Source organism: Shewanella goraebulensis (genome assembly GCF_030252245.1).
In the GTDB taxonomy this organism is placed as follows: Bacteria; Pseudomonadota; Gammaproteobacteria; order Enterobacterales; family Shewanellaceae; genus Shewanella; species Shewanella goraebulensis.
The window spans coordinates 1,153,466-1,167,294 of record NZ_CP126972.1 but is presented as its reverse complement, the minus strand read 5'-3'; the positions used below and the strand labels follow the sequence as shown (position 1 = coordinate 1,167,294).

General features: G+C 42.1%; 12 protein-coding genes. 4 read left to right on the top strand and 8 right to left on the bottom strand.

Going from position 1 to position 13,829, the window contains the following annotated elements:
- Positions 1-115: 115 nt before the first annotated feature.
- Together QPX86_RS04765 and QPX86_RS04760 are read left to right on the top strand one after the other, a co-directional pair.
- Entirely contained in the window at positions 116-688 is a 573-nt protein-coding gene (locus QPX86_RS04765) for an HNH endonuclease (protein ID WP_285164502.1), read from the top strand.
- A gap of 84 nt (positions 689-772) precedes the next feature.
- The gene (locus tag QPX86_RS04760; protein WP_285164501.1) at positions 773-1,486 is read left to right on the top strand and encodes a DUF2971 domain-containing protein; all 714 of its coding nucleotides are present in this window, start codon (positions 773-775) and stop codon (positions 1,484-1,486) included.
- A gap of 172 nt (positions 1,487-1,658) precedes the next feature.
- On the opposite strand, the gene QPX86_RS04755 is transcribed toward QPX86_RS04760, so the two are convergent.
- The 3 genes from QPX86_RS04755 to gloA all read right to left on the bottom strand — a co-directional run bounded on the left by QPX86_RS04755 (position 1,659) and on the right by gloA (position 4,472).
- The gene (locus tag QPX86_RS04755) at positions 1,659-2,510 is read right to left on the bottom strand and encodes a DMT family transporter (protein ID WP_285164500.1); all 852 of its coding nucleotides are present in this window, start codon (positions 2,508-2,510) and stop codon (positions 1,659-1,661) included.
- Between the two features lie 427 nt (positions 2,511-2,937).
- Complete coding sequence (locus QPX86_RS04750) at positions 2,938-4,038, bottom strand: alkene reductase (RefSeq protein ID WP_285164499.1); 1,101 nt, start codon at positions 4,036-4,038, stop codon at positions 2,938-2,940.
- Between the two features lie 56 nt (positions 4,039-4,094).
- Positions 4,095-4,472, bottom strand: a complete 378-nt coding sequence (gene gloA, locus QPX86_RS04745; protein WP_285164498.1) for a lactoylglutathione lyase — start codon at positions 4,470-4,472, stop codon at positions 4,095-4,097.
- Positions 4,473-4,727: 255 nt separating this feature from the next.
- Here gloA and QPX86_RS04740 point away from each other — a divergent pair, with 255 nt between their 5' ends.
- Positions 4,728-4,946 (top strand): DUF7661 family protein, encoded by a 219-nt coding sequence (locus QPX86_RS04740; RefSeq protein WP_065109928.1) that lies wholly within the window; start codon positions 4,728-4,730, stop codon positions 4,944-4,946.
- Positions 4,947-5,316: 370 nt separating this feature from the next.
- Here the strand turns inward: QPX86_RS04740 and QPX86_RS04735 are convergent, their stop codons facing one another.
- On the bottom strand, positions 5,317-5,808 hold the full coding sequence (locus QPX86_RS04735) for a phosphatase domain-containing putative toxin (RefSeq protein ID WP_285164497.1): 492 nt from the start codon (positions 5,806-5,808) through the stop codon (positions 5,317-5,319).
- Positions 5,809-6,429: 621 nt separating this feature from the next.
- On the opposite strand from QPX86_RS04735, the gene katG reads away from it, so the two are divergent.
- Entirely contained in the window at positions 6,430-8,610 is a 2,181-nt protein-coding gene (gene katG, locus QPX86_RS04730) for a catalase/peroxidase HPI (RefSeq protein WP_285164496.1), read from the top strand.
- Between the two features lie 285 nt (positions 8,611-8,895).
- Here katG and QPX86_RS04725 read toward each other — a convergent pair whose 3' ends face one another.
- The 4 genes from QPX86_RS04725 to QPX86_RS04710 all read right to left on the bottom strand — a co-directional run bounded on the left by QPX86_RS04725 (position 8,896) and on the right by QPX86_RS04710 (position 13,759).
- On the bottom strand, positions 8,896-9,447 hold the full coding sequence (locus QPX86_RS04725) for a PepSY domain-containing protein (protein WP_285164495.1): 552 nt from the start codon (positions 9,445-9,447) through the stop codon (positions 8,896-8,898).
- A 69-nt stretch (positions 9,448-9,516) separates the two neighbouring features.
- The gene (locus QPX86_RS04720; RefSeq protein WP_285164494.1) at positions 9,517-11,565 is read right to left on the bottom strand and encodes a TonB-dependent receptor; all 2,049 of its coding nucleotides are present in this window, start codon (positions 11,563-11,565) and stop codon (positions 9,517-9,519) included.
- 182 nt (positions 11,566-11,747) lie between these two features.
- A complete protein-coding gene (locus QPX86_RS04715) occupies positions 11,748-13,085 on the bottom strand; it encodes a sensor histidine kinase (RefSeq protein WP_285164493.1) in 1,338 nt (445 codons plus the stop codon).
- Positions 13,082-13,759: a response regulator transcription factor gene (locus QPX86_RS04710; protein ID WP_225442178.1), complete on the bottom strand. Its 678-nt coding sequence runs from the start codon at positions 13,757-13,759 to the stop codon at positions 13,082-13,084. The genes QPX86_RS04715 and QPX86_RS04710 overlap by 4 nt, the downstream gene beginning before the upstream one ends.
- Positions 13,760-13,829 lie beyond the last annotated feature (70 nt).

Sequence of the window (13,829 nt, the reverse complement as noted above, 5' to 3'; positions counted from 1 at the left end):
ATTCGCAACGCGCGGCATTTTTACTATGCGTTGCGTTTAGTGTTTAAAGTGGTATGCGGAAGCATCGACATTGCGTTGCTCACCCCTTAACAGGGCGTTATAGCCAATGGGAGTTATGGATTACTTATCACTATTCAGAATGCCAACCCCAATGAAAATCACGGGGCGATCGTCGAGCATCACGAACTCATTTATTAATTCAATTATCCCAATAATTGTTCCAACAAATGAGCAAGTGAGAGAAGCATTGGAAATTCTTGGCATGGATCACGATAGCTTCCAATGCGCCTATTGTGGTGCCACTGTATCGGAGTGGGATCACTTGCGGCCTTTGGTTCTTAACAAAAAGCCAACGGGCTATATTTCAGAAATCCATAATTTGGTTCCGGCTTGTGGAAAATGCAACCAATCAAAGGGTAATAAGCCTTGGCATATCTGGATTACTAGCTCAGCAAAGTTATCGCCAAAATCTAGAGGTGTGTCAGATCTTAACCAACGCATTGATAAGCTGCATAAATACGAGGCTTGGTTAGAGCCAACTAAAGTTGACTTTGAGTCAGTGGTCGGCAAAGAAAAGTGGGCGCAGCATTGGGCAAACTGGGAGTCGGTGCAAAATACTATGCGTCAGGCTCAAACGCTCGCAACTGAAATTAATCAAACAATAGCTAAAGAATATGCAAAGCTATAACAAGGCAAAACAACTACGCGCCTCCGGCGCCGGACGCTCGTACCTCGCGCCAGTTATTGCGGCGTTATATTTTAGGAGAGTTAAGTGGGAAGTAATCGTTCTCTATTTAAATTTAGAGCATTCAATAAAGGGTCTATTGAGCTTTTAGTGAATCGAGAGCTTTGGTTTGCCAAACCTGAAAGTTTGAATGACCCATTTGAATGTCCTTTTGATGCCGAGCATATTTTTGACGGTATAGATAAACTTCCACAACTTTCAGATACTGAAATCAAAAGGCAAAAAAAATTAGCATTGAATGTGTTCAATTCACTCGGAGTTTGTTCATTTAGCCGCGCCCGAAAAAATCAGCTAATGTGGGCCCATTATGCCGATGAGCATAAGGGGTTTTGCATCGGGTTCAACGAAAGCAACTTGCTAAACAATGAGCCAGTAATCAAAGCTATAGACGTAATTTATCAAGCAGACTTACCACAGCCAAATGTTATTGGTCACTTTCGACAAGAAGATAACGGTTTAGTAGGAACTATTGATTCAAACTCACTCCATGAGATCATTCGAACCAAATATACGTATTGGACATACGAAAGAGAAACAAGGTTGGTAATGCCAACGTCGGGGGTATCAACGTTTCAACCGCAAGATGTGCGTTCCGTCGCATTTGGTTTGCGCATGCCGGAGCGAGATAGACAAACATTAATTACTCTACTCACTGGCTCGGAATGGAAACATATAAAGTGGTATGAAGCCGTAAAGGTTCATGGGCGTTTTGCTTTGGAGTTTAAAGAAATAAAAATATAACAAGGCCATGCAATCAAATAAGTGGAGCCAGAGTAAACTTAATGATTAGCTAGCAATGCTCGTAATATCCCTCTTCTACCTTACCCACTACTCGCTTATGAGTGAGCTGTGGGTTCAATTTCAAAGCAGTGAAAGTGTGCCGAGAAACTGAAACTAACCCTTTTAGCGGGCATCAATTGGGTCGTTTAGATAACTTAATATACATAAACAAAGATAAAAAGATGACCAAACCACCTGCCAGTTTTTGAATTTCTATCGCTTCACCAAGCACCATTACACTCAGCATGAGTGTCCATATCGGCTCTAGGATCATGATGAGTGCCGCTGTTTCCATGTTCACCGAGTATTGTCCTAGTGTTTGCAGCAAATAACGCATCGATGTGGCAAAGACTGTCGATATAACAAACCACGCCAGTAAGGTGCTGTTTAGCTCAAAAGCGGCGGGTTGTGTAAAGAGCACATAAATACCGCCCACGAGACCAACGGTAAAGAGCTGTAAACAAATAGAATCTAATGGTTTTATACGACTACTGATTTTTTTGTTTAATACAAAATGCACCGATAAAAGTGCTGATGCAAATAAAAAGTACCACTGAGATTCATCCACCTGCCAACCATTGGTCAAGGTCATCAACATCATCCCCACTACGCTGAGTGGCAGTGCGTACCAAAAGGCTTTGTTGGGCTTAATCTTAAACAATAGCCATGCTGTCATCGGTGCGATGATCATCGCTAGGCTCATGATAAATGCCCCTTCCGATAAACTTGCAGTCACAGATACCGCGTGTACCCATACCAGCAGAGCTAACCCCAAAAAGACGCCGACACCGCAGGCTAATAAAACTTGCTTAGCCCTAAGTCGCCATAAACTTTTATAACAAAATGGCAGCAGCACTAGACTTGCCAGCAAAAAACGACTCGCAATAAAACTTTCACCGGGCATTTCAGCGACCACAATTTTCGAGGCAATCCAGCCAAATGCTGCCAACAAGGTGGCGATAAATAAAAACAATGCTCCGCGCATAAAAAGACTCTTAATGGCTGGGGCTGTTGATCTTTCAAGGTTGTTTTGTTGCGAGTTTTGGATGCATCTTTGTGAATAAAAGGTGCTTAGATGACTAGGCATCTAAACATCAATGCATCAAGGCATCAAGGCATCAATCCATCCATCTCAATTAAAACACTTTTATTTCGAACAAAACTTAACCAGCAAAGTTCAACAGGTCCTAGTGACGAATAATAAACTGAGGTTGTTATAAACGATAAAGACTCAGCTGACGAACAATGAATCAAGAAACTGTGAAATCAACAATTATATCGAGTTTGTGTAAATTCATTTGTCAGTAATTGTGTGGCGTATTAAACATAAAAAAGCAACCTTGCATCTGCAAGGTTGCTATTTATTAGTCTATGTTAGCCTAAATACGACTGGGTTAACTAACCAGTAATTTTCATGATGGGCTGTATTCAGGGTAATCTGTTAGGCCTTTTTCATCGCCGCCAAATAAGGTAGCAGGGTCGTGTGCCGCTAACGGATAGCCATGCTTAATTCTATTCGGTAAATCTGGGTTTGAGACAAACGGACGACCAAAGCCAATCATGTCAGCTAAGCCATCTTCAATGGCGTCTCCGCCCTTTTCAGCATCATACTTACCCGCATAAATTAATACCCCTTTATAAGCTTCACGAACCGCGATTCTAAATTCGATTGGCGTTTCAGGCGCGTCATCCCAGTCAACTTCGGCAATATGCAGATATACAATTTTGTGAGTCTCTAATAATGCAGCTGCTGCGGTGTAAGTCTCGACAGGTGTTGCGTCAACGGTGCCATTAAGCGAGGTAAACGGCGCTAAACGCACGCCCACTTTATCAGCCCCGATAGCATCAACCATGGCGGCAACCACTTCACTTAAAAAGCGCAGGCGGTTTTCAATCGAGCCACCATATTCATCAGTGCGGTTGTTGGCTTCTGAATCGATAAATTGATTAATCAAATAACCATTCGCAGCATGCAGTTCAATACCATCAAAACCTGCTTCAATCGCATTCAGCGCCGCTTGACGGTACTCAGCAATAACAGCTTCAATATCAGCTTTAGTCATTGCACGCGGCTCAACCACATCAACAAAGCCTGGTGCGTTAGTGCCATCATCAATAAACACTTTCACATTTTCAGCTTTCAACGCTGACGATGAAATCGGTTGCTGACCACCAATATTTTCAGGATGCGTCACACGACCTACATGCCATAACTGAGCGAATATCACTCCGCCTTTAGCATGTACTGCGTCAGTGGTTTTCTTCCAACCAGCAATTTGCTCAGCTGAGTAAATCCCCGGCGTCCACGCATAACCTTGGCCCATTGCTGAAATTTGCGTGCCTTCGGCGACGATCAATCCTGCTTGCGCACGTTGAGCATAGTACTGCGCCATCATGTCATTGGCGACATTGCCTGGCTGTGATGCACGTGAACGTGTCATTGGTGGCATGACGATACGATTATTTAGGGCATGTTCACCTAACTGTATCGTTTGAAATAGTGAGTCTTTCATGGGAATTCCTTAAAATCGAAAACGGCAAAAATAGTCTGAAAGCAAATATGATGACGTTAATCTAATTGGATTAATTCAATCTGATATTTGTCAGGATCTGTAATAAAGGCGATATGAGTTTCGCCGCCTTTAACTGGGCCTGGCTCACGAGTGACATTTCCGCCCAATGTTTTAATCTTGTCGCAAGCGGCATAAATATCATCAACACCTAAGGCTAAATGACCAAAAGCATTACCCATATCATATTCATTGGTGTCCCAATTATGGGTTAACTCGATTGTGGTGCCACCTTGCTCATAACCGACAAACACTAAGGTGTAGCGATAGTCTTTATTCTCGTGACGCTCAAGTACCTTCATACCCAACACATTCGTGTAAAATTCGATAGAGGCATCAAGATCAGCGACCCGTAACATTGTGTGTAAAAATTTCATAATTTGCCTTACAAAGTTGGCCTCAAACAAAAGTCATTAAGCTTGTTGCTTGAGTGTGCCTCAATGGGAATAACATCATTTTACGCCTATCGAATATAAAAATATAATTAGCATTTATTCTTATAATCATAATTTTTTGTTATCAAACGAGACATTCAATAGCAGGAAGAATCACTTAAATTGTGCCTGCGATATCAATGGATCCCATGGGATCATTTCACTACACTGTAGCTAAGGTTTAGATCGGAGTGGTTTATGTTTTTAACGTTTGATGTGTTTGGCAAACCCATGGCGGTACTGCGTAAAAACGAAGAATGGCAATTATTTTTAGATTCAGGAACAGGATTGCGATCTAGGATTTATGATGTGGTGATCCCCGCCGATTTAGCAGAATCTGAACTGGATAAGTATTTAGCGGATATCTTTCATGAGAATGCCAAAGGCAATCAGCTAACTGTCAGCCGCATTAAGTAATTCTTTATCTTGGTTTGCTACAACAGATTAATCATTAATCTATCTTGATTTCGCCTGTGCCCTCTTCATTGCTCAGATAACAAACTATGCCACAAACCCTTACCAGTACTAGGTTTCAGTCATTTAATTAGGATGGTCGGTCACCTGATTTTTTAATGCGCTAGCGTTGTTGGATTACTGTTCTCTATTGAGCTAATTACGTTTAATTATTTGTCAGCTCGACATTTATGTAGGGTTTTTAACCACTCGATAAATTGACTTATTTGAACTGGCCACTGAATATTACACGCAAAAAAAAGCGAACCATTGGGTTCGCTTTTTTACTTAAATCCGCGCTCACATAGCCCAAGGGCAAGCTTGAATAAATCAGCTATGCATAGGCATGCAAATAAGCCAATTGGACAGGATTTCTAAGGGCTTTCGGTCTGATATTTTGCACTTCAGTAACCACTTTACCTACTGGCCAGCCTTGAGCTAATAAAATCAATCCAATGACCAAACCTGTTCGGCCAGTTCCGCCTTTACAGTGCACAGCAATTTTACCTTTATTGGCAATCAGCGCCAAAATTTGCGATCGATATGTTGCCCATGCAGCTTCAAAATCATCACTCGGTGCTGCATCATCAAGGATCGGAAGTTGCGCCCAAACGATATTATTATCGCTGCACACAATAGGTAAAGATTCAGCGTTATTAACAGCCATTTCTTTATCGAACATCAGTGTCAGTAACATATCTGTGCCAGCTTGCTTTAATGTGGCAACAGAGTCAGTCAACGACGCCTCTTTGGTACCAGGGCAAGGGGTAAAAATCAGCTGAGCACCGTTATCTAAAGTTAATGCATCAAACGGATGTGTCGACATAATAAGTTCCTATAAAAAGTCATGCTAATACCACCAAGCTTACTTAATCATTTAGGCTAGGTGAACAGTATCCTTCAAATTTACTTTACAAATATTACTGCAATCGGCTCGAAGCATTAACTTTACTGTCAGCATTAGAAGACAAACTCTTCATATCGACTCATAAGCAACAGCTGAAACATAGCAACGAGAAAACTAGCGATTAATCTCGTTTACCTTGCAAATTTTGCAGTTTTCTAAATACATCACTAAACCGTTAACTTACTGTTTTTAGATATTAAAGACTTGCCAATGTAAATTATTGCAAAGAACAACAGGATATTGGCCAAATATTGATCTAGATTTATAAAACGTCAAAACAGCCGTATACAATAATTCCGCTTTGAAATATTTCTTACTGTGTTTACCCCACGCTAAAAGGTATAACGCAAGTACGGCTTCAAAGTCCGCTTTAACATGTAGGCTCAGCCATCTGTTAACTAGCCAAGCCTATATAACCGTTTCATTTCTCTGTCTTTTTTAATGGTAACAACGATTTAAGTACGTTCAATCAAGAAGTCACCCAGTCTAGTGGGAGTTCTTGATTATGTTTATCACATCACTCAGCAAGGAAATAGCGTAATGGATAGCTCAAAGTCAGCCGGAAAATGCCCTGTCATGCATGGGGGCAACACCAATCAACAAAGCCAAGATCAGCTATGGTGGCCCAAGTCGCTTAACCTCGATATTTTGCATCAACACGATACTAAAACCGATCCTATGCCCAACAGTTTTAGTTATGCCGATGCGTTTAATGCATTAGATTTAGATGCAGTTAAGCAAGATTTAATTGAGCTAATGACCAGCTCACAATCCTGGTGGCCTGCCGACTGGGGACATTATGGTGGCTTGATGATCCGCATGGCGTGGCACTCAGCTGGGACATACCGTATTGCCGATGGGCGCGGTGGCGCAAGCCGCGGTAACCAGCGCTTTGCTCCTTTGAACAGCTGGCCTGATAACGGCAATTTAGATAAAGCCCGTCGCCTACTTTGGCCAATTAAAAAGAAGTATGGCGACAGTTTATCTTGGGCAGATTTAATGATTCTTGCTGGTAACATGGCTTACGAGTCAATGGGCCTTAAGATGTACGGTTTTGCTGGCGGACGGGAAGATATCTGGAGTCCAGAGAAAGATATTTTCTGGGGCGCTGAAAAAGAATGGCTCGCCTCCAGTGATAACGAAAATAGCCGTTATTCTGGCGAGCGAGATTTAGATAATCCATTAGCTGCGGTCATGATGGGGCTGATTTACGTTAACCCAGAAGGGGTCGACGGTAAGCCAGATCCAATTAAAACCGCACATGATGTTCGCATCACCTTTGCGCGTATGGCCATGAATGATGAAGAAACCGTCGCTTTAGCGGCTGGCGGTCACACTGTGGGTAAATGTCATGGTAATGGCGATGCAGCGCAATTAGGCCCTGAGCCAGAAGCGGCTGAAATCGAAGATCAAGGTTTTGGTTGGCTCAATAAACAAAACCGTGGGATCGGCAGTGACACTGTCACCAGTGGTATTGAAGGCGCTTGGACAACAAATCCTACCCAGTGGGATAACGGATACTTTCACCTGTTATTAAACTACGATTGGTGGACAACCAAGAGCCCAGCTGGTGCATGGCAATGGGAACCGGTCAATATCAAACCTGAAGATATGCCAGTTGATGTTGAAGACCCAACTAAGCGCCATAATCCGATCATGACCGATGCCGACATGGCATTAAAATTTGATCCTGAATATCGAAAAATTGCCGAGCGCTTTTATAACGACCCAGACTACTTTGCCAAAGTGTTCACCCGAGCTTGGTTTAAACTTACTCACAGAGATCTTGGCCCTAAAGCTCGCTACTTAGGTAATGATGTGCCAAATGAAGAGCTAATTTGGCAAGACCCAATCCCTAGTAATCCTCATACTCTCAGTGAAACTGAAATTAATGGGCTTAAAGCGGCTATTTTACAAAGTGAGTTAACGGCGGCTGAACTCATTACTACCGCATGGGATAGCGCCAGAACCTATCGTGGTTCTGATAGACGTGGTGGTGCAAATGGCGCTCGTATTCAACTTGCGCCGCAAAACCAATGGCAAGGCAATGAACCTGAACGGCTTAATAAAGTTCTCGCGGCATTAGCAGCGATTAAAGCACAAAAGAATTCGCCAATTTCTATGGCTGATTTGATTGTGTTAGCCGGTAGCTGCGCTGTTGAACACGCAGCCGCTCAAACAGGCGTTAATGTGTCAGTGCCATTTAGCCAAGGTCGAGGTGATGCAACCGCTGAAATGACAGATGCTGAGTCATTCGATGTTCTTGAGCCCATTCATGATGGCTTTAGAAACTGGTTAAAGTCTGACTATGTTGTCAGTGCTGAAGAGTTATTGTTAGAACGCAGCCAGTTATTGGGGCTCACCGCAGCAGAAATGACGGTATTAATCGGTGGTATGCGAGTATTAGGCACCAACTATGGCGGCGAAACTCATGGCGTGTTCACTGATAATGTCGGTAAGCTAACTAACGACTTTTTCGTTAATCTCACTGATATGAACTACGCTTGGAAGCCTGTTGCTAACAACCTCTATCATATTGTTGAACGAGAAAGTGGGGTTCAGAAATGGACTGCGACACGTGTTGACTTAGTCTTTGGTTCTAATTCCATCTTACGTGCTTATTGTGAGCATTATGCGCAAGATGATAATAAAGCCAAGTTCGTCAATGACTTTGTTGCCGCATGGGTCAAAGTGATGAATGCCGATAGATTTGATTTATAATTTATTGGATTAAGTTACCCGCGCGAGCCCCCTTATGCTCGCGCGGGTTCTATTCTTGTAAGGACAGTATTCAGTAAGGATAGTATTTTCGTAAAGCTAGTATTCAGTAAAGCTAGTATTCTCGTAAAGATAGTATTCAGTAAAGCTAGTATTCAGTAAAGCTAGTATTCTAGCGCAGATAGTATTAACCGTTATCCTGTTTAACCATAATCTAATACCTCTCAATATATCCTGCTAAACCGTTTTAAAAATTCACTAAAGTGCCAGTTTCATTAAGTTGATTCATCACAATATAAACCCTACAGAAAGGGCTAATGCTCCTGCTGCAATACTAATGAGTGATGGGACTTTTAATTGTGGTAACTGCAGTGTAATCACCACCCCACTGATAATGCTAAATGCTAAACTTATCCCAAATAGGATAGAAAATACTTTGAAAAAAGACCCAGCAAACCCTTTATGAATAATTAATAATTGCATCAAAAAGTCATGTTCTTTGATGTGAATTTCTAAAGTATTCGGATCATCAGTCTTGGCTAAAATCACCTCTTGTCGATGTCCGTACCAATCGTGCACGCCTTCCCAATAATAGTCTTCTGGCAGCGGTAAATGTGACTTCCCTTTTAAGAAGTTAACCACAAACTTTTTAGCACTTTGCTCGTTATCAGGCCAGCCTTCAGTTGTTGGCACAAAGTATTCGATATCTTTGCTGACTTCACCTTTAATATCAAAAAAATACAACATACCTGTGATGATATAAATCAGGGTAATGGGCAGAAAAAAACACGCTATATAACCGTGTAACTTCATCCACAACAATCGTGTTTTTGCTTTCATTCTTGTCACCTATCAAACTAAAAAACGGTTATGGCAAGCGCCATAACCGCGACAGTCATTTAAACAAAATTAAAATTGATAACTTAGCGACACTCTGATGTCACGACCAGCTTCATACAAACCCGCTACGCCTTCCCAGCCAGGAATATCGTTATAATCGCCGACACTAGAATGGTCACGATAGTGCTCATCAAATAGGTTTTGAACCGCAAGATTTACTTTAAGTTGATCACTGTCTAGTGGTAGCCATTGCACATAAATATCATGAACGTCATAGCTTGGTTTATCGATAAACTGTGTTTGATCGATCCAGCCAATTTCAACACCTCGTTGCAACACTTCGATATTGTTCAGATCATCAACATACATGAAGTTCCAGCCTAGCTCCCAGCTATCAGATAATAGGTAGCTGACATTTAATCCCCATGTATCACCACGGGCATTGGCTAAACCAATATGCTCGTAACCTTCTACTGTATTGCCATTAAGCTCAGAATCATTGTCACTGTAACTAGCAACAACATTCAGGCCGTCATACCAGTAATTCGCTTTTAATTCAAAACCCTGCATTTCAAGTTCGCCGACATTTTCATAAAATACACCACGGCCAATTTGATCTAATATCACATTATCAATATTACTTTGATAAACCGATGCAGTGACTTGCCAATGGTTGTCGCTGTAGGTTAAGCCTATTTCAGTATTGTCCACTTCTTCCGCTTTTAAATCAGGATCTATTGATACCCAATCTGGCGCTTGCTCTAAAGTAAAGGCATCGCCGACTTCTTTGCCGCGCATGGCTTCTGCATAACCAACAGTTAATAACCAATTATCATTAAACTGATAATTCAAACCAATATTTGGGCTAACACCGTCACTGTCGGTTTCATTTTGATAAGTGGTTTGCTCTAAGTCATATTGATCGTAACGTACACCCACACTCAACAATAAGGCATCGGTGATTTGCCAATGGTCTTGGATGTAAATACCCAGTACTTGGCCTTCTTCTTCGAATTTTCCCACACTGGCATCCCATGCCCAATCTTGCCAGATAGCATCCTCTGCTAAGTATTCACTAGAGACTTCGTCTTGGCGCAGCTCAAATCCATAGGTCAAGGTATGACTGCCAACTAGCGATACATTGCGAATATCAAAACCATAGGTCGTCATGTCTCCACCGTATTTCCCCCAGCGATCGTACCTGTCTTGCTCAACGCTAGCACTGGTATGGTATAAGCTGGTTTCAAGGTTCACATATCGGTTAAGGTTAAATTGATGGTTCAGCACAAAGGTGGTTCGATCACCTTCGATAGGAAATAAAGTGTCGCCCTCTAATGTCGGCCAGTTTGGACGTGCGCCAAAGTCACCTTGTTCATTACGCTGCTCAACACTGATGCTCAGTTGCTGATTTTCAGTTAACTCACCATTCAGTTTGAAAAAGCCTAATTGCTGCTCAGCTGCCGTGCCAAACAACTCGTTACCAGCACCGTCTTCCATGTTTTCTCGATCAACATAAACATAAGACCCCATAGCGCCCCAGTTATCCGTCAATCTGCCATATAAAGTCCCGCTGGCTTGATAACCATCATTGGTGAAATAACCCCCTTTAACTGTGCCACCAAAGCGTTCATCAGCTGCAAGTAGATCATCAACATTTTTGGTTTTAAAGCGAATGGCACCACCTATCGCTCCTGCACCACTGGTCGCTTCACCAGCGCCCGCTTGCACATCGACTTCTTTTAATAATTCAGGGGAAATAGCCACACGGCCTATGTGATGAAATAGTGTTCCCGTTTGAGGAGCACCATCGACGGTAATATTGAGTAAGGTATCTTCAAGACCACGGATATAGATTTTTTGCGCAATCCCAACTGAGCCACCGACAGATACAGAAGGCACAAGCCTAAAAATATCTGCAAGATCATTTGCTTGAAACTTTTCTAGTTCTTGCGGTGTAATGACGGTGTTAGTGGTTTGTCCTACCACTGTCATTTTCTCTATCGAGGCTAAGCTTTGCTCCTCTTCAGATTCAACCGCAATGGCTTGGGGGCCAAATGTGGCTAGCGCAACGGCTACTACCAATGGTTTAAGCGTCATTGGTGATCTAGTGTTTTTCATAATTCGCCTTTATCTACATCCAAAAGTTAATGCGAATTATTATCATTTACTAACATTTACGATAGTACTTTTACAATTGTTACATTTGCACAATATCCACTTCGTTATAACTGAGCCATAACTTAGCCACAACTGAGCCGTTAGCTCCTACAATGCATGCATAAAGCGTTAGCGCTTAAGCTTTACACTTTAGGTAAGACAACTGTCATACAAAGCCCACCATCGATACGATTATCTGCTGTGACTTGACCTCTGATTGCCAATAGCTGCCTTTTAGCCAAGGCTAAACCTAACCCGAATGAGCTACCATCACGCTCTCGTGATTTATCGACTCTGAAAAAAGGATTAAAAATGGTGTTCAATAGATGGTGTGGAACCCCAGGCCCTTGATCTTCAATAGTGATTAGATATTGATATCCATCATCTTTAAGCTTCACCATCACACTTTTTCCATTGGGCGTATAGCGCAGTGCATTACGAAGAATATTCTCGATTGCCTGACCTGCCGCGCGGTGACTTGAGTGCTCAATCAATGCGCTTGTGGGGAGTTCACATTGAATGTCCACTTTCGGGAATTCAAACTTAGCATCATCAATGACCACATCAAGTAAGTCAGTTAACTCCAGTGATTCACTTTGAAGTTTGGGCTGCTCATTCTCAAGCCATGCAAGGGTTAAGGTGTCTTCTACTAGCTTACGAATATGTTTCGATTCTCGGCTAATGCGATCAAAATGCGCCGAAGGTGCTGAGGTTTCGGCCGATGCTAGCGCAATATCTAAGCGTGTTAATGGGGTGCGCAATTCATGGGATAAATCCGCAATAAGTTGCCGCTGGCTAATTAATTGCTCCCCGATGCGAATGGCCATTTGATCAAACGCAATAGCTAAATCAGCAAACTCGTCATTTCGGTTTCCCATCAAGGTCGCAGCTCTAACATCATAATCACCAGCACTAAAATGACGAGTGGCTAATTGCATTTGTTGTAACGGCCGCATGATGTAGCGATAAAGAAAATACGACAATAAGGCTAATAAAATCGTCGGCACAATGATTTGCATTGTAGCCTCTGTATATTGCCAATAGGTACCGGGTCGCATTCTATTAGGGAGTTGGATCAGTAAACTCGTTTGACCTTGGCTAAATGGCAACTCCATTACTGGGTTTTGTTCAAAATATAAATGGATTTTCCAATCCACGCTGCGCCCTAAGTTATACCCTGTATAAAAACGCTCTTTTAACTTATTTCCGGCGATATGCTCGATGTCATAGCTGGCAATGGTAATCCAAGTATTTTCTTGAGTTTGTAGCTCATTTAACCAAACGTTTAATTTGTCTAAATCGCCCGCTTGATAAAGCTGTTCAGCTTTTTCTCCCCACTGGGTTAGTTGCTGGCGATCTTGCAGCGCCAGTAAACTCATCCCTTCTTCTGTTCGAGTAGTGAGATGGTTAATTAAGTAAAACAGCGCAACAACGCCCGTGGCAATGACTAAGCAAAGCTTCCAAAATAATCGACGATTCATATGCAGCAGTATCCTTTTCCATGACAGGTGGTAATACGCTGGCCGGGGCCTTGAGCTTGATTAATTTTTTTTCGCACACGGCTTAAATGCATGTCTAAACTGCGGTCATAAGCGCTAATACTGCGATTTAGCACTTTTTGATACAGGTAAGCTTTACTGAGCACTTCACCTTGATTCAGCATCAATTCCCATAAAAGCTTAAATTGAATCGGGGTAAAATCGAGGATCAGGCCATCTACTGCAACCTGTTGCGATTTGGCATCAACTAATAAGTTTTCAAGGGTCATTTGCTGCAATAACACAACCCTGTCTTCGGATGAGCTACGTCTTAATAACGCCTCTATACGAAAGAGTAATTCTGTGGTGCTAAAAGGTTTAGCCACATAATCGTCAGCGCCTTGACTAAAGCCTTGAATCCGCTCTTGCTCAGCCCCCTTTGCCGTCACCATGATCACTGGAGTTTGAGAGGATTTTCGTAAAATATTAAGTAATGAAAAACCATCTCTTTTAGGGAGCATGACATCTAATAAAATAAGCTGATAATGATCTGACGATGCTTTAATTAATCCTGTTTCACCATCAAAACATTGCTCAACTTCATATCCTTTTTGGCAAAGAAGCTCTGCCAGTTGATTGTTTAATTCTTGGTCATCTTCAATGATAAGTATCGTCACGTTATATCCATAATCACTGGTTAAATAAAAGCCATTAATCACGCAGTGTATTTCATCAACGGCTCTCATC